Genomic DNA, 20179 nt, shown 5'->3' on the forward strand with positions numbered 1-20179 from the left:
GGGACATCATGCCGGACGATGGGTCGTCTGGTGTTGACTGGCGCCATGTCGACCGCACTCGTCACCGGCGCCACCGCCGGGATCGGCCTCGAGTTCGCCCGCCAGCTCGCCGCCCGTGGCGACGACCTCGTCCTCGTGGCGCGGGACGCGACGCGGCTCGCGACCGTCGCCGAGGAGCTCCGGTCGTCGTACGGCGTCGGGGTGGAGGTGCTCTCCGCCGACCTCACCGACGCGGGCCAGCTCGGCACCGTCGAGGCCCGGCTCGCCGATCGCGACCGCCCGGTCGACCTGCTGGTCAACAACGCCGGCTTCGGGCTCAAGGAGCGCTTCCTCGACAACCCGCTCGACGTCGAGCAGGCCCAGCAGGACGTGCTGGTCCGCGCGGTCCTGAGACTCACCCACGCGGCGCTCGGCGGGATGGTCGAGCGCGGCCGCGGCGGGGTCATCAACGTCTCCAGCGTGGCGGCCTTCCTGCCGCGCGGCACCTACAGCGCGGCCAAGGCGTGGGTGAACTCCTTCAGCCAGTGGGCCCACGCCGAGTACGCCCCCCAGGGCGTCACCGTGATGGCCCTGTGCCCCGGCTTCGTGAAGACCGAGTTCCACGAGCGCCTCGGCATCGACCGCGACTCCTCCGCCCCCAAGCCCCTGTGGCTCGAGCCGGACCGCCTGGTCCGCGACGCCCTCGCCGACTTCGACAAGGGCCGCGCGATGTCGATCCCCTCGAAGCGCTACAAGGCGATCGTCACGGTGACCCGGCTGGTCCCCCGCTCGGCCCTCCAGCGCCTGCAGTCCCTCGGCCGCAAGTAGCCCTCTCCGCCGACTTGCCACTCTCGCGGGTCGAGTTGCCACTCTCGCGGGTCGAGTTGCCACTCTCGCGGGTCGAGTTGCCAGGTCGGCGCAGCCCGACGGGACAAAGTGGCAAGTCGACCGGCCGAAGTGGCAACTCGGCGCGGGAAAGTGGCAAGTCGGCGGGGCGGGATCAGCCTTCGCCGGCGATGAAGGCACGGACAGCGTCGGCGACGAGCTGGACCGCGATGGCCGACAGCAGGAGGCCGGCGATGCGGGTGACGAGCAGGACGCCGCTCTCGCGGATCAGGCGCAGGATGGGCAGGGAGTAGCGCATCGCGGCCCACAGGGCGAGGTGCACGGCGACGATGCCGAGGGCGACGGAGATGCCGCTGGCCCAGTCGTCGATGTCCTGGACGAACAGCATCGTGGCGACGATCGCGCCCGGCCCGGCGAGGAGCGGGGTGCCGAGGGGGACGAGCGCGATGTTCGCGTCCCCGCTGGCCTTGTGCTCCTCCTCCTTGCCGGTGAGCAGCTCGAGGGCGACCAGGAGCAGCAGCAGGCCGCCGGCGCACTGCAGCGCGGGCAGCGAGATGTGCAGGTAGTTGAAGATCTGCTGGCCGAAGAAGGCGAACAGCGTGATCACGAGGAAGGACACCGCCACCGCCTGCCACGCGGCCCGGCGGGCCGTCGCCGGACTGCGGCCGGCCGTGAGCGACAGGAAGATCGGCACGGTGCCGACCGGGTCCATGATCACGAAGAGGGTCACGAAGACCTCGACGAGCAGTACGTGCTCGACCATGCTCAGCGCTCCCTTCCGACGATCGTGGTGGGCGACCCGAGGGTCGCGGCCAGGTCGAGGATCCGCGCCAGCTGGTGGGGCGCCGTGGTCTCGCAGCCGAGGTCGTGGCCCGTCTTGCCGGTGCCGTGGTGGTCGCTGGAGCCGGTCACGACGAGGTCGAGGCGGCCCGCGATCTCGCGCAGCCGGTCGCGCGTGTGCGGGTCGTGGTCGAGGTGGTCGACCTCGAGGCCGACCAGCCCCGCCTCCTTGAGTACGACGATGGCGGGCTCGTCCAGGACGTGCGCCGAGCCGCGTCCCCACGGGTGGGCGATCACCGGGACGCCACCGGCACCGCGCACCAGCGCGATCATCTCGACCAGGTCGGCGGCGTACCGGTCGACGAAGGCGGGGCCGCCGTCGGAGAGGTACTCGGCGAAGGCCTGGTCACGGTCGCGGACGACGCCGAGGCGCACCAGCAGGTCGGCCACGTGGGGGCGCCCGGTGATCTCGCTGTCGCCCGCGGACGCGGCGAGCGCCTCCTCGGTGGCGGGGATGCCGAGGTCGCGCAGGCGCGCCAGCATGGTGGGCACGCGGTCCTCGCGGCCCTGGACGATCCGGGCCAGCTCGGCCTGCAGCGCGGTGTCGGCGGGGTCGGGCAGGTAGGCCAGCAGGTGCACGCCGGCGTCGTGGAAGCGCGTGCTGACCTCGATGCCACGGACCAGCCCGATGCCGACCTCCTCGGCGGCGGCCGCCGCCTCGTCCCACCCGAACGTGGTGTCGTGGTCGGTCAGCGCGACGACGTCCAGGCCCGCTGCCTTGGCGGCGTGCACCAGGTCGCGCGGCGCGGCGGTGCCGTCGCTGACGCGGGAGTGGGTGTGGAGGTCGATCGTCACTGGACGAGGTTAGTGCCGCGGATTGTCAGACAACGACGCGTCGTCGCGGTGAGCGTCGTCACCACGGGGGCGCCGCGCCGCCGAACGGCAGCGCCACCAGGCCGGGACCCGTGGCCGAGACGTCGCGCAGGATCCAGTCGTCGCGCAGCAGCAGGATCGCCGACGCCGGTCGCAGCACCAGCCACAGCCACCGTCCGCCGGCCTCGCCGGCGACGACCGAGCGGTCCCACTCCCCCGGCGTCGCGCTGACCGACACCGGCCACAGGCCCACCGGGTGCTGGTCGACGCGCACCCGCACCGGGGCCGGCCCGTCGCCGATCTCGTGGCCGGGGTCGAGCCGGGCGGCCCCCTCCTCGGTGAGTCCGGCGACCCGGGCGCCGAAGCCGGTCCCCGGCTCCTCGCTGACCACGATCACGTCGACCGGCCCGTCGAGCTGGCTGGCGCCCGACACGCAGGTCATCGTCGCCCGAGCCTCACCGTCGCCGGTCGCGACCGCGGCGAAGTCGGTGACGCTCCAGCCCGGTCCGAGCGGCCACGGGAGGTAGGTCGGGAACCCTCCGACGCGCTGCAGGTGGCTCGCGAAGGCGTCGTACGACGAACCGGTGGGCCGCCACAGCGGGACGACGATGCCGTGCTCGGGGCACGACCAGCGTCCGTCACCGGTCTCGGCGACCGGCGCGGGGCAGCGCGGGCACTCGACCCGGACGCCGCCCGCGGCGCCCTGCTGCTCGCTGGACATGTCCGCCACCGTGCTGCGCGAACGCGGGTTCGTCAAGTACCGCCGCGCCGGGCCGCGACGGCGTCAGGAGTTCCAGCGCAGCAGCACCGGCGTCTCGCGCTCGTGGCCGAGCACGGAGATCGTCGAGGTGTCCAGCCGGAACAGGCGTCCCTCCGACGGGGGCAGGCCGAGCCAGCGGGCGGTCAGCACGCGCAGCACGTGGCCGTGCGCGAAGACGAGGACCGGACCGGACGCGGCGCGGATCCGCTCGACGACGCGGTCGCAGCGCGCCGCGACCTCGTCGGCCGACTCGCCGCCCGGGGCGCCGTGGGTCCAGAGCGTCCAGCCCGGCACGTCCTCGCGGATCTCCGCCGTACGGCGGCCCTCGTAGTCGCCGTAGCGCCACTCGACGAGGTCGTCGCAGATCTCCGCGTCGGGGAAGCCGGCGAGCTCGGCGGTGCGGCGGGCGCGCTTCAGCGGGCTGGTGAGCACCTCCGCGAAGCTCGTCCGCTCCAGCCGGGCCGCCACGTCGAGCGCGCCCTGCTCGCCCTCCGGCAGCAGCGGCAGGTCGGTCGTCGAGGTGTGCTGCCCCGACACGCTCCACTCCGTGGCGCCGTGGCGGACGAGGGTCACGGTGTCGGCCATGGCCCCAATCCTGCCAGTCGCCGCGCCGCTGCCCCGCGGCAGTGGCAGGATCCGGACATGCCAGAAGCCGGGGTCCCGATCGCCCGCCGCCGCCTCGCCGTCGCCGGGGCCTTCGCCACCCAGGGCTTCGTGTTCATCGGGCTCACCACCCGGCTGCCCGACATCAAGGACCGATGGGACCTCGGCGAGCTCGGCGTCTCGGCCGTGCTGCTCGCGATCGTGCTGCTGGCAGGCCTCGGCTCGGTCGTCGCCGAGCGGCTGGCGCCCCGCACCTCCAGCGCCCACCTCCTGCGCGCCGGCCTCGTGCTGGTGGGTGCGGGCGCGGGGTTGATGCTGGCCGCGCCCGTGTGGGCGGCGTACCTCCTCGGCGTCGGCGTGTACGGCGTCGCGCTCGGCGTCGTGGACGCGTCGACCAACATGCAGGCGGTCGCCATCGAGCGGGCCTACGGCCGGCCGATCCTGCCGAGCTTCCACGGCGGGTGGACCTTCGGCGGGCTCCTGGGTGCCGCGACCACGCTCGCCACGGCGGACCTCGACCTCGGCTGGTCGGCGCTCATCGGCGTCGTGGCCGTCGCCATGGCGGCCGCCGGCTTCCTGCCCCGCGAGGCGAGCCGGGCCTTCGACCACGCCGCCGGCGGCGACCTGCCGGGCGTGCCGTGGCGGCCGATCCTGATGGTCGGCCTCGGCATGGTGGTCTTCTACATGGTCGACACCGCCGCCCAGACGTGGGGCGCGGTCTACATCGACGAGGTGCTGCACGCGCCGTCGCGCTGGGTCGCCCTCGCCACGCTGCCCTACCTGCTCGCCAGCCTCCTCGTCCGGCTCGCCGGCGACCGCCTCGTGCAGCAGTACGGCGCCGTGCCGGTCCTGCGCGTCGGGGCGGTCGTCGCCTCGGCGGGGCTGGTCGTGGTCAGCGTGGCCCCGTCCTGGCCGGTCGCCGTGCTCGGCTTCACGGTCGTCGGCACCGGCATCTCGGTGGTCGCGCCGCTCAGCTTCTCCGCGGCCGCGCGGATCGCCGGTGGCTCGGTCGAGCGGGTGGACGCGGTGATCGCCCGCTTCAACCAGTTCAACTACGTGGGCGGCCTGCTCGGCGCGGTGCTCACGGGCGTGGTCGGCCAGGACCAGCTGCGGTTCGGGTTCGTCGTACCGACCGTGCTGGTGCTCGCGCTGCTGCCGCTGGCCCGGTGGTTCAGCACCCCGTCCACGGCCGGTGCCGGCGCCGCGGTCAGCTCGTCAGGTAGGCCGTCAGCGCGTCCCTGAGGCCCTGCCGGGCCTCCTCGACGTCGACGTAGCCACCGAGGCCACCCTCGGCGAAGAGCCCGCGCAGCGCGCTCGGCAGCAGGTGTCGCACCCGCATCACCTTGCTCGCGTCGAGGCCGAGGCCGGCGAAGGAGCGCTCGCACAGGGCGGCCCACTCCTCGTCCCAGCGGGCGATCGCCTGGGCGGTGCGGGGGAAGGACTCCTCGAGCTGGTCGCGGCGGTGGGGCAGGCCGGACCGGAGCTGGTAGAAGGCGGCCGCGGTCGGCAGCTGGACCGAGCGCCACATCAGGTCGATGACGGCCTCCACCCGGTCGGCCACGCTCGGGTGGGCCGGCACGACCAGCTCGGCGAAGCCGGCGAGACCGGCGATGTGGTCGAGCACGGCCGCCCACAGCCCGTCGGCGTCGCCGAACTGGTGCTGGATCGTGCCCCACGTCGCGCCCGCCCGCCGGGCGACCGCGTTGGCGCTGACGGCCTCGGGACCGCCTTCGGCGAGGCAGTGGACCGCCTCGCGCAGCAGCAGCCGCCGGGTCTCCAGGCCGCGACGGTTGAGCCGGGTGCCCTTGGCGCTCAGCAACGTGCCGGGCGGTGCCCCTGGCGGTGTCTCCGTCGCGACGTCCACACCCGGCATCGTTCCACTACCTCGATCCCGGCCGGCAGACCCGACACGCGGTGAGGTGCGCGTTGGCCTCGCCGACCGGCGCCAGGTCGTCGCGATGGGCGATCAGGGCGCAGTCACGGCGGTGCATGGTCGTCCCGTCGCCGGCCGTGACCGGGATGGCGCCCAGGTCCACGCCGCTCGCGTCGGTGGTGGCACCGGTGGCGCTGACCTCGGCGAGCAGCAGCAGCGTGTCGGCCAGCCGCTTCGACGACTCCCGTCCGTCGGCGGCGATCCGCGCCAGCCACGCCCCGAAGTAGAGGAACCCGCCGCAGAAGGTCAGCCCGAGGCCGAGCAGGCCGCCGGAGACCAGGTAGGACAGCTGGTCGTACTGGTACGGCGTGTTCGCGGCGCCGTACCAGCCGAGCACGATGACCACGAGCCCGAGCGGCAGCAGGATCGCGCCCACCCAGAAGAGCACGACCTGCAGCAGGGCGGCGTTGTCGTTCTTCAGCGGCGCGATCCCGGAGCGGGACTGGCCCGCCTTCGGCATGGCCCCGAGGCTTCCGGTCCGGGCACCGCTGGCGGGGGTGGAGGAGACGGTCATGGCTCAGACCTTTCGATCAGGCTTTGCGGAGGTCGGGGAGGCCGCTCTCGAGGCCGTGGGCACAGGGGGCACCGGCGCCGAGGGCGGCGGCGCCGAGCCGTCGGAACCAGCTGCCCGCGATGGCCGCCGCCAGGAATGCGGCGACCAGGAGCATGCCGGGGATCGAGCCCAGCGGCGGCAGGCCCGAGCTGGCCGGGGCCGCGTCGACGAGGTCGGCGACCGGCGTGTCGGCGGCGGGCGCCGGAGCGGCGCCGGCGGGGGCCGGAGCACCGGCAGCCGGAGGTACGCCGACCGAGCCGGCCGCGGGCTTGGGCGTGCTGGTCGTCGGCGGGGTCACCGTCCCGCCCGGGGTGACGGGCGGGACGTCGATCGGGGGCACCGTGTCGACGCTCGCCCGGGCCACGCCGACGGTGAGCACGATCTTCGGCGACAGCGTCGAGAGGCCCGACAGGACGCCCTTGAGCTGGCCGGCCTGGCCGGGCATGTCCGGGATCAGGCTGGTGATGGTGCTGAGCGGGAGCGCCTTGAGCAGCGGCGAGAGGAGCTTGGTGTCGATGGTGATCCGCAGGCCGGCGGACTCGCTGGTGGCCTGGTCGCCCTCGACCGTGCGGACCGGCTTCGGCACCGAGATCGTGATGCCGAGCTGCTCGAGCGCGTTGGCGGGAAGGTCCTGCAGGCCGGGGATCGGCATCGTCTTGCCGCTGACGATGGCCCCGTCGGGACCGAAGCCGAACTCCTGGCCGGCGATCGCCATCTTCCCGTAGACCGCCTTGCCGCTGGCCTTGCCGGTCGCGCCGTCGGTGGTCGCGCGGGCGACCGTCTCGACCCCGCCCAGGGTGATCAGGCCGCCGAGCAGCCGGATCTCACCGAGGGTGGACCGGGAGACCGTGGAGACCGGGGCCGCCTTGTTGGCGCCGGTCGCGTCCATCTTGCTGACCGACACGTAGCCGTCGACGTCGACGATGAGGCCGAGCGGGTTGCCCGGGGCGGCCGTCGCCTTGGCACCGCCGAGCCCACCGGTGAGCAGGCCCTGGAGCTGGTCGGTGAGGTCGGTGACCGGGTTGCCGGAGCCCCCGCCGCCGCCACCGTCCTCGTCGGGGCCGAGCACGGCCCCGTCGGGCGAGAAGCCGGTCTCGGCGATCGCCGTACGGTCACCGGACGTCGTCTGCTGGATCGTCCCCGGGATCTTGTTGTCCTTCTGGGTCGGGGTGTCGCCGGGGTACTGCGAGTTCACCTGGACCGGGTAGCCGTTCTCGGTGAGGGGCGTCGGCGGCAGGCCGAGCTGCTCGGCGAAGGTCTTGAGGCCCTCGCCGACCGGGTCGCCGGGCCAGAACAGGCTGGAGCGGCCGCTCGACATGCCGGAGTCGGCCTTCACCTTGCTGTAGCCCATGTCGAACTCCAGCTGGGCGATGCCGGCGTCGACGGGGATCGGCAGGCTCGGCTCGAACACCTCGATCCGGACCGGGCTCGACCAGGCCTGGGCCGTGAAGCCGCCGTACGACGGCTCCCCGTCCGCGGCCTGCGCGGGCTGGGCCGCCAGGGGCGCCCCGGTCAGCGGGAGCGTGGACGCGAGGATCCCGCCGGTGATCAGGAGTCGGGTCCTGCGTTGGTTTCGACGGGTCATGCTGCCCCTCCCAGGATGACGTCGGCCATGGTCTCGAGGATCTCGCCGGGCTCGCCGGTCGCCACGATGCGGCCGCCGGACATGACGGCCGCGTAGTCGGACACCCGCAGCGCGGTGCGGGCGAACTGCTCGATGCACAGGATGGAGACACCGGACGCCGCGATCTGCGCGACGGTGTCGTAGAGCTCCTCGACGATCAGTGGCGCCAGCCCCATCGAGAGCTCGTCGAGCAGCAGCAGGGCCGGGTCGGAGGCGAGCGCCCGCGACATCGCGAGCATCTGCTGCTCGCCACCCGACATCGTGCCGGCCAGCTGGTTGCGCCGCTCGTGGAGCCGCGGGAAGTAGCCGTAGGCGGTCTCCAGGACGGCGCCCGCCGGCACGCCGGCATACGACATCAGGCGGAGGTTCTCCTCGACCGTGAGGTTCGGGAACACCGAGCGGCCCTCGGGCACCGTGCACAGCCCGACCCGGGCGAGGTCGTCGGGGCCGGTGCCCTTGCTGCCGGCCTTGACGTGGACGCCGGCGAGGTGGATGTCGCCGGACGCCGCCTGCTTCTGCCCGCTGATCACCTTCACCAACGTGGACTTGCCGGCGCCGTTGGGCCCCAGCAGCGCCATCACCGCGCCCTTGGGGACGGACAGGTCGACGCCGCGCAGCACCTCGATCCGGCCGTAGGCCGCGTGGAGGTCGACGACGTCGAGGATCGGGACGCTCACGACACGACTCCCAGCTCGGTGGTGTGGTCGATCTCCCCGTCGCCGGAGTGGTCCACCTCGGCGTAGCCGAGGTAGGCGCGCTGCACGACGGGGTCGGTGCGGATGTCGGCCGGCGCGCCCGAGGCGATGATCTGGCCGAAGTCGAGCACGTGGATGTCGTCGCAGACCGCCATCACCAGGTCCATGTCGTGCTCCACCATGAGGATCGCGGCGCCCTCGGCGGCGAGGTCCTTGAGCAGGTCGCCGAAGGCGTCGGTCTCCGACTCGTCGAGCCCGGAGGAGGGCTCGTCGAGCAGCAGCAGCTGCGGGTTGCAGGCCAGTGCCCGGGCGAGCTCGAGCAGCCGGGCGGTGCCGGTCGGGATCGAGTCGGCCCGCTCGTCGGCGTACTGCCCGATGCCGACGCGGTCCAGCAGTACGTCGATCTCCAGCGCGGACCGTCCGGAGGGGCGGACCCACGCGAGCGGGCCGCCGTGGATGTCGCGCGCGACGCGCACGTTGTCCCGCACCGTCAGCGAGCCGAAGGCCTCCAGCCGCTGGAAGGTGCGCCCGACGCCGTGCTTGGCCCGCCTGTGGACCGGCCACCGGGTGACATCGCGGTCCTGGTAGCGGACCCGCCCCGACGTCGGCTTCTGCAGCCCGGTGATCACGTTGAAGCACGTGGTCTTGCCGGCGCCGTTGGGCCCGATCAGCCCGGTGATCTGGCCGCGGTGGGCGCTGAAGGTCGCGCGGTTGACCGCGGTGACGCCGCCGAACCTCACGATCACGTCGTCGACCTCGAGCAGTGCCGAGGAGCTGTGTCGACCCATGTCAGCCCACTCCCTTCGGTTCCTCGATGCCGGCATCGACCAGGGCGTCGATCGAGCGGGCGGGCTCGGGCCGGGTCGCCTTGAGCAGCCCGTTGAGCCGCTCGCGCAGCTGCTCCTCCCAGCGCGGCAGGACCCGCCCGGTCCCCCACCGGCCGAGCTTGAACAGGTGGTTGGCGATCCCGTTGGGGTCGCGGCCGAGCAGGACCGCACCGAAGCCGAGGACGGCGAACAGCAGGCCGGCCAGCTCGGGCTGCGAGGACTGCCAGACCGGCAGCAGCATCAGCGCGGTGCCGCCGAGCAGGGCGCCGGTCACCGAGGTGACCCCGAAGACGACCGCCAGCAGCAGCACCAGCAGCGACTGGAAGTAGAGGAAGTCCGCGGCGCCGACCGTCCCGCGCAGTCCGGCGAAGAGGCCGCCGGCGAGGCCGGCCATGCCGGCCGACAGCGAGAACAGCCCGACCCGGAACCACCGCAGGTCCAGCCCGAGGGTGCCGCAGCCGGACGGGCTGTCGCGCATCGCGATCAGGATCCGGCCCAGGGCGCCTCGGCGCAGCCACAGCAGGAGCAGCCCCATCAGCACGAAGCAGAGGACCATGAACCACACGTAGGACGTGTCGCTGCCGATCCGCACGCCGAGGATCGAGAGCCGCTCGGTGGCGAGCGTGCCGTTGAACTTGAAGGCGAACTCGGCCTGGAAGATCATCTTGTCCATCAGCACCGCGAAGGCCATGGTCGACAGGGCGAGGTAGAGCCCGGTCAGCCGCAGCACCGGCAGCGCGACCAGGGCGCCGACCGCCGCGGAGATCAGCGCGGCCATCGCGAGCCCGAACAGGTTGGGCTCGTCGAGCTTGGCGTAGGCCAGGGCGCCGACGCCGGCGAAGGTGAACTGCGCGAGGGAGACGTGGCCGCCGTACCCGGTCAGCAGGACGAGGGACAGCATGACCATCGCGTACGTCGCCGCGACACCGATCAGCAGCACGTCGGCCCGCGACACCAGCGAGATCAGCACGAAGGCCACCGCGAGCAGCCCGGCGCCCGAGCCCACCGCCTTCGTCACCGAGGGCACCGGAGCCGCGATGATGCCCTTCACCTGGCCGATGCGCAGCTGCGCCTGTGGCATCAGCACCACGATCGCGAACAGGAACAGCGCCGGGATGACCGGGCGCACCGTGGACCAGAAGCCGTCGGTGGGCAGGTAGGCGACCGCCCACGACTCGAGGATGCCCAGGCCCATCGCACCGGCGAAGGTCAGCGGGAGGCTCTTGAGCCGGCCCAGCATGGCGGCGGCGTACGCGTTGATGACCAGCAGCGTCAGGGCGTAGTAGTCGAGGCCGACGACCGGCGTCAGCAGGATGCCACCGAGCGCGGCGAGCGACATGCCGATCGCCCAGGCGAGCGCGGCGACCGTGTCCGGTCGGCCGCCGAACAGCTTGAGCAGCTCGGGGTTGTCGACGGAGGCCCGCATCGCCGTACCGATCCGGGTGCGGTTCAGCAGGAGGTAGAGCCCGACCGCGACGACGACCGAGCAGATGATCGTGACGACCTGGTGGGCGGTGATGTAGGTGTCGCCGAGCTGCCACCCGGTGTCGGCGTAGAACGGCAGCAGGACCCGCGCCTCCGGCTTCCAGATCTGCTGGGCCAGGCCGATCAGGCCGACCAGCAGCCCGACGGTCACGACCAGCGCGACCGAGACCGGCCCCTCCCCCAGCCCGCGGGTGACGAAGCGCTGGATGAACCAGCCGATCGCGGGCGCCACCACCCCGAGCACGAGGAACAACGAGAGCAGGGTCGGCAGCCCCTGGCGCTGGGTGAAGTCCCAGAACGTGAAGGCCAGCACCATCCCGAACGCGCCGTGGGCGATGTTGAAGACCCGCGTCGTGGTGTAGGTCAGCACCAGGCCGGAGGCCATGATCGCGTACGCCGCTCCGGTGAACAGGCCCAGCAGCGTGAAGGCGAACAAGGAGCCCATGTCGAGTCCGCCTCAGCCGCCGATGCCGGTGTCCACGACCCGGCCGCACATGTAGGAGCCCGGCGAGACCTGCTGCCACCGACCGCCCTTGTACTGCGCGACCTTGAGGCACGGCGGGGTCTTCGCGGAGCCGAGGTTCATCGGGGTGTGCGCGCCGTTGCCGGTCCAGTTCGTCGTGCTGCGCACCGCCTGGACGAGGGACGCGCGGTTGAGCTTGCCGCCCAGCGCGATCGCCTTCTCGACGAAGAGCCGGGTGGCGGACCACGCGTAGAGACCGTAGTAGTTCGGGATCGCGCCGGGCTTCACCTGCTGCAGGTACGACAGGTACAGCTGCACCTCGGCGTTGCCCTTGTTCTCGAACAGGTCGTTCGCGGCGTAGATGTAGTCACCCTCGGCCAGGCTGCCCGCCTGGTCCAGGTAGCGACGGTCGTAGATCGTCGGGTCCTGCAGGTAGAAGTCCGGCTTGAAGCCCTGCTGCTGCATGGCCTGCTTGAGCTTGACCGCGAACTGGTAGGGGCCCTGGTAGGCGACGGCCTTGATGCCCTTGTCCTTCATCTGCTGGACGTAGGGCGCGTAGTTGAACTCCGCGACGTCGATGCCCTGCAGGTACTTCACGTCCCAGCCGGCGCCCTTCTCGTAGCCGGCCGCCATGCTCTTGGCGTTGACCGGCGCGGCGCCGGCGTTCACGTACATCACGGCCGCGTTCTTCACCGCGCTCGGGTACTTCTGGGCGAGCCACTTCGCGGCCGAGTCGGGGATGATGTTGGTCCGGATGGCGTACGCCGCGAAGCACGACTTGCACGCCTGGCGCTCCGGGTTGACCGTCACCGCCCGGAGGTCCGGCAGGCCGCACGCGTTCGCGGTCCCGGCGCCGCCGCTGTCGAAGGCCGACATGGACCCGACCGCGGCGAAGGCGTTGTCGCACGCCTTGACGTAGGCCTGCTGGTCCGCGCCCGCGTCGGCGCGGCTGTCGAGGTTGACCAGCTCCAGCTTGCGCCCGCAGATGCCGCCCGTGGCGTTGAAGTACTTGATGTACGCCGCCGTGGCCTGCTGCGCCGACTCGAAGATGCCGGGCACCGGGCCCGAGATGTCGGAGATGTTGGCGAGGGTGATCGTCTTGTCGGTGATCCCCTTCTGGTTCTTGAAGCCGGCGCACGAGCCGGCCTTGACCCCACCGGTCGCGGAGCCCTTCCCGCCACCGCCGCCGGTGCTGCCACCGGAGCCGGAGGAGCCCGTGCCGCCGGAGCCGGAGGAGCCGGAGCCGGACCCGGTGTCGCCACCGGCCGCCGCACCGTCGTCCGCGCCGGTGTCCCCACCCGCGCCCGTGTCGCCGGTGCCGCCGTCGGCGACGCCCTGGCCTCCGTTCCCGGAGCCGTTGGTGTCACCGCTGGCCCGCGCGACCGTGTCCGGGTCGAGCTGGGAGCCGCACGCGGCGAGGAGGAGGACGAGCAGCGACGCGCCGACGAGGCGCGCGAGACGTACCAGAGACAAGACCCAATCCCTTCGGGAGCAATGCCGGGATCCGAAGTCTCGATGAGACCTCTATCAGAGTAACGACGGCGTGTGACCGGGGTCACGCCCTGCGTCCAGAAAATGAGAACACGTTCCACCCCCGGTGCGGAAGGGTGGTCCAGACCGGTGGGGAACCTGGGCGCCTCGCCACCCGTCACAGGCATCATGAGCACCATGCAGATCCGCCGCGCCGCCCTGCCGACCCTCGCCGCCGTGCTCGCGCTCGGCCTGTCCGCCTGCGGTCGGGAGGACGACGAGAAGGCCGCGGACCCGGCGAGCGACGCCCCCTCGTCCGGTACGACGACCGGCGACCCCACGGGCGACCCCACCGACGACCCGACCACGCAGCAGTGGCCGGCCTTCGCGGCGACCGACTACACCTACCGCCTCGAGGTTCTGTGCTTCTGCCCGTTGACCGGTCCGCTCCGGGTCACCGTCGCCGACGGCGAGGTCACCTCGGCGGTCCGGCTCACCAAGCCGGGCAAGGGCACCCAGGCGCCGGACTTCGCCCGGCTGGGCATCAACGACCTGATCGCGAAGGCCAACGACCCGACCGTCTTCAAGGCCGACGTGACGTGGCCCGCCGGCACGGACCACCCGACGAAGGTCGTGATCGACCAGATCGAGAACGCCGTCGACGACGAGGTGACCTACACGATCAGCAACGTGCAGGTGACCCCGGTCAGCGCGGGATGAGCGCCCAGTAGTCCAGGTCGAGGAGCACGCCCTCGGCGTACTTGCCGTCCTCGCCGCGCAGCGTCATCGACTCGTCGCGGCCCTTGGTCGCCACCAGGCGCAGGCGCAGGGCGCCGACGCTGGGGACCGGGGTCTCCGCCTTGTCGAGCACCTCGGACCAGGCGTAGACGGTGTCGCCCGCGAAGGCCGGTGAGGTGTGCGCCCCGGCGTTGATCGCCGCGACCAGCTGGGCGTTGGCGAGCCCGTTGAAGGAGAGCGCGCGCGCCATCGAGATGACGTGGCCGCCGTACACGAGGTTGCGGCCGTCGGGGCGCGCCTCCTTGTTGAAGTGCACCTTGGCGGTGTTCTGCCACAGGCGGGTGGCCTGCTGGTGCTCCGACTCGGTGAGCGTGACGCCGTCGACGTGGTCGATCCTCTCGCCGACCTCGTAGTCGTCGAAGCGGTGAGGCTCCCCCGCCGCCGCGAAGTCGTAGCCGGAGAAGTCGAGGCCGGCGGGCAGCACCAGGTCGGCGGCGGCCACCGCCGGCGCCAGGTCCGGTACGACGGCCTCCGGCGCGGGTGCGTCGAGGTCGCGCTTGTGCACCATCACCCAGCGGGCCCACTCCAGGGCGACCTCGCCGCGCTGGTTGGTCGCGGTCGAGCGGACGTAGACCACGCCGCTCTTGCGGTTGGAGTTCTGCTTGAGGCCGATCACCTCGGAGGTGGTCGACAGCGTGTCGCCGGGGACGACGGGCTGGTGGAAGCGGCACTCGGCGTAGCCGAGGTTGGCCACCGCGTTGAGCGAGATGTCCGGGACGGTCTTGCCGAAGGCGATGTGGAAGGCGATCAGCTCCTCGACCGGGTGCTGGGTCAGGCCCACCGACGCGGCGAAGGACGCGGACGACGGCACGGCGAACCGGGTCGGGTAGAGCGAGCCGTAGACGGCCCGGTCACCCTCGGTGACGGTGCGCGGCGTCGCGTGGACGAGCCGCTGGCCGATCGTGAAGTCCTCGAAGAAGTTGCCGGGGTTCGTCTTGCTGGCGCTCACGAGCGGCCATTCTTCCGCCACCACGACTTCTTCCCGTCACCGGCTCCAAGGTGTGAGAGCACCTCCTGGACGGGCCCGGCCGGCTTGCAGACCCCGAAGGCGTCCTTGGGCTGGTCGGCGAGCGCGGCGAGGGCCTCGGCGAGCTGGTCGCGCGTCTCCAGCAGCTGCGGGGTGTGGGTGCCCTGCGTGGGGTCGGCCTCGACGAGCAGGCCGAGCTCGCGCAGCGTGTCGAAGTCGTCCTCGGTGGTCGCCTCGAAGATCCGCGTGAGGTACTGCTCGCGCAGCTCGGGGGTCAGCGGCTTGCCGATCAGCGCCTGCACCGCCGCCTTGGTGCGCTCGCGCACGGGCCGAAGGCTGATCTCGGGCCCGGCGGCCAGCATCGCGCTCCACTTCCGGACGAAGTCCTCGCCCGAGTACGACTCGTAGTGCAGGACGGTGAGCCCCGGGGCGGTGAAGTGCGGCACCTCGTCGCGCTTCTCGTCGACCGTGCGGTGGATGGTCAGCCAGCGGTCGAGGCGCGGCCGAGTGGCCGTCTTGCCCTCGACGTGGCCGTGGAAGAGATGGCCGTTGGCCGGCTTCTCGATCACGCCGAGGACCTCGAGCAGCTTGAGGTCGGGCTCGTCGAGCAGCTTCTTGAACCAGGTGGGGCTGCCGTCCCAGTGCTTGCGGCTGACCGCCTCCAGCGGCGCGAGCCGCACGGCGTCGTACGACGGGGGGACGGCGTCGATCGCGGCCCGGTCGATCTGGCAGATCTCGTCGGCGTCGACGTGGAAGAGCCAGTCGACGCCCGGTACGACGGTCAGCACCGCCTTGGCGATGTTGGCGTGCATCCGCTGGCGGTTGTTGAGGTCGGCGGGCCGCTTGCCGCCCCACCACGCGTCGTCGGCGACCAGGTGGGTCACGTGCTCCTGGCTCGCGAGCCAGGCCTCGACCTCGGGGTCCGGGCCGTCGAGGAAGACGACCATGTGGTCGACGCCTCCGGCGAGGTTGCCGCGGACGAACCGCTGCACGTTGGCGAGCGTGTCCTTGACGGTGCTGACGGTCGCGATCACGCGGACGACCCTACCGAGGCGGGGCCGGCGAAAACGACGACGGGCCGCCCCGGTGGGGCGGCCCGTCGCGGAGTCAGCTGCTCAGAGCTTGTAGTCCTTCAGCAGGCTGCGGCCGATGATCATCTTCTGGATGTCGGAGGTGCCCTCGCCGATGAGCATGAACTTGACCTCGCGCATCAGGCGCTCGATCTCATACTCCTTGGAGTAGCCGTAGCCGCCGTGGATCCGGAAGGAGTCCTCGACGACCTCGTTGGCGTACTCGGAGGCGACCATCTTGGCCATGCCGGCCTCGACGTCCATCCGCTTGCCGGTGTCCTTGAGGCGGGCGGCGCGCACCATCATGTTGTGCGCGACCTCGACCTTGGTCGCCATCTCCGCGATCCGGAAGAGCACCGCCTGGTGCTCGGCGATGACCTTGCCGAACGTCTTGCGCTGCTGCGCGTAGGCCACGCCCAGCTCGAAGCCGCGCCAGGCCAGGCCGCACGCACGGGCGGCCACGTTGACACGGCCGACCTCGACGCCGTCCATCATCTGGAAGAAGCCCTTGCCCGGCTCGCCACCGAGGATCTGGTCGGCGGCGATCTGGTGGCCCTCGAGGATGAGCTCGGTCGTCTCGACGCCCTTGTAGCCCATCTTGTCGATCTTGCCGGGGACGGTGACGCCCTGGGCGGTCTCGCCGAAGCCGGCCTCCTTCTCGACGAGGAAGGTGGTCATGTTCTTGTAGACCGAGTCCGCACCCTCGTCGGTCTTGGTGAGCAGCGCGACCAGGGTCGAGGTGGCGCCGTTGGTCAGCCACATCTTCTGGCCGGTGATGGAGTACGAGCCGTCGTCCTGCTTCGTCGCCTTGGTCGACACGGCCGACACGTCGGAGCCGAGGCCCGGCTCGGACATCGAGAACGCGCCACGGACCTCGCCGGTCGCCATGCGGGGCAGGTACTTCTGCTTCTGCTCCTCGGTGCCGTGCTGCATGAGCAGGTAGGCCACGATGAAGTGGGTGTTGATGACGCCCGACACGCTCATCCAGCCGCGGGCGATCTCCTCGACCACGAGGGCGTAGGTCAGCAGCGACTCGCCCAGACCACCGAACTCCTCGGGGATGGTCAGGCCGAACACGCCGAGCTCCTTGAGCCCGTCGATGATGTCCTGCGGGTACTCGTCCTTGTGCTCCAGGTCCTGGGCGACCGGGATGATCTGCTCGTCCACGAAGACGCGTACGGCCTTCAGGATCTCGGTCTGGTCCTCGGTGAGTCCCTCGGTCTGACAGAGCTTCGGCATCGCTTCCCTTTCGCTGGTGGTACCGCCAGCGAACAATACCCGCGAGTAGCCGCCACAGGACCCTCCGAACGGGGGGCGAGACCGTGACGTGAGGCACGTCACCGAAGGCCCCTGCGCCGGTTCACCTAGCCTGTCCCCCATGAGCGAGTACGACGTCCAGAGCCCCGCCGTCGCCCACGACCCGACCGGCGGTGACCCGGCCGGCGACCCCGGCCGGCGCTCGCGGATCCGGACGGTGCTCGACGTCGACCAGACCATCAACAAGCTCGACGCGACGGCCGACCGGCTCAACGTCACGCTTGACACCTTCGGCGCCCTGCTGGTGGACTTCACCGCCGCGCTGAACCAGTTCAACGAGAGCGTGGCCGGCTTCAACGGCACCGTCGGCGACTTCCAGACCGTGGTGCAGCGCGCCGACGGCCTGCTCGGCCGCGCCGAGCAGCTGCTCGCCCCGCTGGCCGCCACCCAGCAGGTCGGCGACCAGCTCAAGGCCGCGAGCCAGGTCGCCGGCCAGGTCGCGAGCCAGGTGGCCAGCGCCGCGGTCAAGCGCGGCGTGGCGGCGAGCAAGGGCCTGGCCGCCCGCGGCTGAGGTCGGCCGGGGCCCAGGCTGAGTCGCCGCCGGGGCTCAGCCGCGGCCGAGCCGACGGCGCACGGCGCCGAGCGCCCGTCGTACACCGCGGGGGGTGGGGGCCGCCCCGGGCTGCGCGGCCGCGGTCGCCCCGGCCCGGCGGGCCAGGCGCTGCTCGAGGCGCTCCTCGAGCACCGCACCGAGCGCGCGGGTCGCGGCCTCCAGCACCGCGGCCTCGTCCGGTCCGCCGGTGTCCTCGAAGACGTCGCTGTCGGGGAGCAGGTCGGCCACGTCGCCGACGATGTCGCAGCCGAGCTCGCCGATCACGCGGACGGACTCCTCCGCCCGCTCGCGACACCACTCCTCGTGTGCCCGGCCGAGCCGGACCGGCGCCGAGCCGGCGCGGGCGAGGATGCCCATCGCGAACCAGCGCTTGCCCACCTCGCCGTAGGGGACGCGGCGCCGGTAGCGGTCGGGCACGCGCTCGTTGACGCGACGCAGCAGCTCGGCCTCCGCCTCCCCCAGGCCGGGATTGCCCGGACCGGCCTTGTCCGGGTCGAGCGCGCCGGGGTCGACGCCCAGCACGGCGCAGTAGCGCTCCAGCAGCGCCTCACGAGGTCCGTTCGGCCCCGGCACGGTGACCACGTGGACCCGCTCGGGCGGGACGGCCTGCGCCCACCGCCCCAGCACGCCCCCGAGGTCGAGCCGGCGCCACACCGTGCCGGACCGGCCGTCGGGACCGCGGAGCTCGGCGACGTACTCCTCCAGCGTGTCCGAGCGGCCGGCCTTCAGCCCCTCCTGCCACAGCGAGGGGACCTGTCGTCCGATGTCGCGGGCGGTGACGACCACGTGCACCTCGTGACCCGCACAGGCCTCGAGCAACCGGCTGATCTGGGCCGCCGAAGCGGAGGCCAGCGTCTCGTGGGTGATCAGCGCCGACGGCGTGGTCACGGCGGCCAACTGCTCCGGCAGCAGCTCGACGGAGCGCCCCACCCGCGGCACGTCGTGCGCGTCGATCCGCTGGCGCACGTCGAGCGCGAGCCAGAAGGTCTCGATGCGCCCCTCCGGCACCATCGTGACGCCCTGGCCGCGCAGCTCGTCGACCGAGCTCCAGCAGAGGTTCTGCAGGTACGACGTGCCCGTCTTCTGCAGGCCGATGTGGAGGTAGAGCCGCGTCACGCGGCAATGTCTACCGGATCAACCTGTCAGCGTGCTCGGCGCCACCTATCGGATCTGCCGGCTGAAGCCGGCGCGGAGGGCAAGGAAGTCCTCCTTCTCCAGCGTGAACTGGCCGCGGGCCAGGCGCAGCGCCATCCGGTAGTCGAGCGGCTGGTCCACCTGGACACCGAGGAGCTGCACGTCGGCCGTGCGGTTCACCATCACGGCCGTGGCCGGCAGCCCGGCGCTCTCGCGCCAGGGGCGCTGGACGGCCCACGAGGTGCGCGTCTTCGACGTGCCGAGCAGCGACATCAGCGCCTTCTCCTGGGTGGAGAGGTGGGCGTTGGTGGTGACCAGCTGGACGTTGACGCCGCGCTTGTACGCGTTGCGCAGGGCGTTGAGGACGACGGGGTCGCCGAGGCGCTGGGTCGCGACCTGGACCGTCGCGCCGGCCGGGGCCAGCCCCACCGCCTTGATGACCCGGCTGATCACGGCGCGTCGCGAGACCGCGCTGGTCGACGTCGGGATGTTGACGACGTGGCCCCGGACGAAGGTCGGAGCGGTGCGCGCCACCGTGATCCGCGGGTTCAGCGTCAGGTTGGCGACGACCGCGTTGTGGTCCGAGTAGAGGTCGCGGGTGACCTGCCGGGTGACGGCGAACTGCGCCGCGTTGCGCACGAAGATGTAGTCGATCGTGGCCTTGGTGTGGGTCGGCAGCATCGTCCCGGTCATGTCCCACGTCGGCGTCATCAGGTACGACGACAGCAGGGTCCGCGGGTAGAGGCGGCCACGGTAGTGCTGGTTCAGGTCACCGGCGAGCAGCACCGGGCCGTCGGCCGCGAGCTGGTTGGCCAGGCCGCCCAGCTTCTCCACCGACGGGAGCAGCAGGTCGCCGATCGGCTCGGTCTTCGGCGCCACGTGGTAGGAGACGACCGAGATCGTCTGGCATCCGTCCACCGACTTGAGGGTGACCCAGTTGGCATAGCGGATGCCGAGCTCGGTGGTCTGCGTCGAGAGCTTGCCGCCGACGTTGGAGATGTACATGGTGCCCTGCGCCATCACGTTCCAGCGGTCGGTGCGCCACACCACCGGGTTGGCGCCGGTGTAGCGACCCGGCGTGCGCCAGATGGCGTAGCCCGCGGGCGCCAGCATCGCGTCGGAGCGGCCGGCGACCTCGTTCATCGCGACGAAGTCCGGCTTGTCGGCGAACACCTTCGCGAGGTCGGCCTTCGTCTGGGCCTGGGTCATCCCCGACTTGATGTTGGCCTCGACCATCTGGAAGGCCCGCGTGGTGGTGCAGGTGTCCGTGGCCGCGAGCCGGACGGGGTCACCCCCGCCGGCCAGCCCGGGCAGCACCGCGAGGCCCAAGGCCCCGACTGCCAGGGCGGTTGCCAGTCGCCGTACTCCGCTGAACCGCTGGCGCATTCGCTCATTCCCCTCATTGAGACCATCGCCTCTAAACAACAAAAGTCACATGAATCTCATCAG

20 protein-coding genes are annotated in these 20179 nt (G+C 72.0%); 4 read left to right on the top strand and 16 right to left on the bottom strand.

Annotated features, from left to right (window positions below; all coding sequences use genetic code 11):
• Positions 1 to 45 precede the first annotated feature (45 nt).
• On the top strand, positions 46 to 807 hold the full coding sequence (locus tag AC2YHB_RS21930; RefSeq protein ID WP_036540934.1) for an SDR family NAD(P)-dependent oxidoreductase: 762 nt from the start codon (positions 46 to 48) through the stop codon (positions 805 to 807).
• A 172-nt stretch (positions 808 to 979) separates the two neighbouring features.
• Here the strand turns inward: AC2YHB_RS21930 and AC2YHB_RS21935 are convergent, their stop codons facing one another.
• The 4 genes from AC2YHB_RS21935 to AC2YHB_RS21950 all read right to left on the bottom strand — a co-directional run bounded on the left by AC2YHB_RS21935 (position 980) and on the right by AC2YHB_RS21950 (position 3823).
• A complete protein-coding gene (locus AC2YHB_RS21935) occupies positions 980 to 1588 on the bottom strand; it encodes a MarC family protein (protein WP_036540932.1) in 609 nt (202 codons plus the stop codon).
• A gap of 2 nt (positions 1589 to 1590) precedes the next feature.
• On the bottom strand, positions 1591 to 2460 hold the full coding sequence (locus AC2YHB_RS21940) for a PHP domain-containing protein (RefSeq protein WP_487354614.1): 870 nt from the start codon (positions 2458 to 2460) through the stop codon (positions 1591 to 1593).
• Positions 2461 to 2518: 58 nt separating this feature from the next.
• On the bottom strand, positions 2519 to 3199 hold the full coding sequence (locus AC2YHB_RS21945; protein WP_487354615.1) for a DUF6758 family protein: 681 nt from the start codon (positions 3197 to 3199) through the stop codon (positions 2519 to 2521).
• A gap of 63 nt (positions 3200 to 3262) precedes the next feature.
• The gene (locus AC2YHB_RS21950) at positions 3263 to 3823 is read right to left on the bottom strand and encodes a histidine phosphatase family protein (RefSeq protein WP_036540927.1); all 561 of its coding nucleotides are present in this window, start codon (positions 3821 to 3823) and stop codon (positions 3263 to 3265) included.
• A 57-nt stretch (positions 3824 to 3880) separates the two neighbouring features.
• Between AC2YHB_RS21950 and AC2YHB_RS21955 the strand changes: the two genes are divergently transcribed.
• Positions 3881 to 5083, top strand: coding sequence for an MFS transporter (locus tag AC2YHB_RS21955; RefSeq protein WP_179650318.1), 1203 nt, complete (start codon positions 3881 to 3883; stop codon positions 5081 to 5083).
• Here the strand turns inward: AC2YHB_RS21955 and AC2YHB_RS21960 are convergent.
• Genes AC2YHB_RS21960 through AC2YHB_RS21990 form a run of 7 tightly spaced genes read right to left on the bottom strand, consistent with a single transcriptional unit; the run spans position 5049 to position 12894 of the window.
• Positions 5049 to 5705 carry a TetR/AcrR family transcriptional regulator gene (locus tag AC2YHB_RS21960; RefSeq protein WP_218864738.1) on the bottom strand — a complete coding sequence of 219 codons (657 nt, stop codon included), beginning with the start codon at positions 5703 to 5705 and terminating at the stop codon, positions 5049 to 5051. The two genes, AC2YHB_RS21955 and AC2YHB_RS21960, sit on opposite strands and share 35 nt — an antisense overlap.
• A 16-nt stretch (positions 5706 to 5721) precedes the next feature.
• Positions 5722 to 6288: a hypothetical protein gene (locus AC2YHB_RS21965; protein ID WP_036540922.1), complete on the bottom strand. Its 567-nt coding sequence runs from the start codon at positions 6286 to 6288 to the stop codon at positions 5722 to 5724.
• A gap of 16 nt (positions 6289 to 6304) precedes the next feature.
• Positions 6305 to 7912, bottom strand: a complete 1608-nt coding sequence (locus tag AC2YHB_RS21970; RefSeq protein WP_179650314.1) for a hypothetical protein — start codon at positions 7910 to 7912, stop codon at positions 6305 to 6307.
• Positions 7909 to 8628, bottom strand: coding sequence for an ABC transporter ATP-binding protein (locus AC2YHB_RS21975; protein WP_179650312.1), 720 nt, complete (start codon positions 8626 to 8628; stop codon positions 7909 to 7911). Before AC2YHB_RS21975 ends, AC2YHB_RS21970 begins: the two co-directional genes overlap by 4 nt.
• Positions 8625 to 9434 (bottom strand): ABC transporter ATP-binding protein, encoded by an 810-nt coding sequence (locus AC2YHB_RS21980; protein ID WP_179650310.1) that lies wholly within the window; start codon positions 9432 to 9434, stop codon positions 8625 to 8627. Before AC2YHB_RS21980 ends, AC2YHB_RS21975 begins: the two co-directional genes overlap by 4 nt.
• 1 nt (position 9435) lies before the next feature.
• Positions 9436 to 11403, bottom strand: a complete 1968-nt coding sequence (locus AC2YHB_RS21985; RefSeq protein ID WP_179650308.1) for an ABC transporter permease — start codon at positions 11401 to 11403, stop codon at positions 9436 to 9438.
• 12 nt (positions 11404 to 11415) lie between these two features.
• Positions 11416 to 12894, bottom strand: coding sequence for an ABC transporter substrate-binding protein (locus AC2YHB_RS21990; RefSeq protein ID WP_179650306.1), 1479 nt, complete (start codon positions 12892 to 12894; stop codon positions 11416 to 11418).
• A gap of 195 nt (positions 12895 to 13089) precedes the next feature.
• Between AC2YHB_RS21990 and AC2YHB_RS21995 the strand changes: the two genes are divergently transcribed.
• Entirely contained in the window at positions 13090 to 13611 is a 522-nt protein-coding gene (locus AC2YHB_RS21995) for a DUF6174 domain-containing protein (protein ID WP_487354616.1), read from the top strand.
• Here the strand turns inward: AC2YHB_RS21995 and AC2YHB_RS22000 are convergent.
• The 3 genes from AC2YHB_RS22000 to AC2YHB_RS22010 all read right to left on the bottom strand — a co-directional run bounded on the left by AC2YHB_RS22000 (position 13598) and on the right by AC2YHB_RS22010 (position 16965).
• The gene (locus tag AC2YHB_RS22000; RefSeq protein WP_179650302.1) at positions 13598 to 14638 is read right to left on the bottom strand and encodes a MaoC family dehydratase; all 1041 of its coding nucleotides are present in this window, start codon (positions 14636 to 14638) and stop codon (positions 13598 to 13600) included. The two genes, AC2YHB_RS21995 and AC2YHB_RS22000, sit on opposite strands and share 14 nt — an antisense overlap.
• Complete coding sequence (locus tag AC2YHB_RS22005; protein ID WP_179650300.1) at positions 14635 to 15690, bottom strand: glycosyltransferase family 2 protein; 1056 nt, start codon at positions 15688 to 15690, stop codon at positions 14635 to 14637. Before AC2YHB_RS22005 ends, AC2YHB_RS22000 begins: the two co-directional genes overlap by 4 nt.
• An 81-nt stretch (positions 15691 to 15771) precedes the next feature.
• Entirely contained in the window at positions 15772 to 16965 is a 1194-nt protein-coding gene (locus AC2YHB_RS22010) for an acyl-CoA dehydrogenase family protein (protein ID WP_036540909.1), read from the bottom strand.
• Between the two features lie 139 nt (positions 16966 to 17104).
• On the opposite strand from AC2YHB_RS22010, the gene AC2YHB_RS22015 reads away from it, so the two are divergent.
• Positions 17105 to 17554, top strand: coding sequence for a hypothetical protein (locus AC2YHB_RS22015; RefSeq protein WP_179650298.1), 450 nt, complete (start codon positions 17105 to 17107; stop codon positions 17552 to 17554).
• Between the two features lie 36 nt (positions 17555 to 17590).
• On the opposite strand, the gene AC2YHB_RS22020 is transcribed toward AC2YHB_RS22015, so the two are convergent.
• Both AC2YHB_RS22020 and AC2YHB_RS22025 read right to left on the bottom strand, forming a co-directional pair.
• Entirely contained in the window at positions 17591 to 18712 is a 1122-nt protein-coding gene (locus tag AC2YHB_RS22020) for a hypothetical protein (protein WP_179650296.1), read from the bottom strand.
• 45 nt (positions 18713 to 18757) lie between these two features.
• On the bottom strand, positions 18758 to 20059 hold the full coding sequence (locus AC2YHB_RS22025) for an endonuclease/exonuclease/phosphatase family protein (RefSeq protein ID WP_179650294.1): 1302 nt from the start codon (positions 20057 to 20059) through the stop codon (positions 18758 to 18760).
• Positions 20060 to 20179: the final 120 nt, after the last annotated feature.

Source organism: Nocardioides sp. SRI_004, from assembly GCF_057586415.1.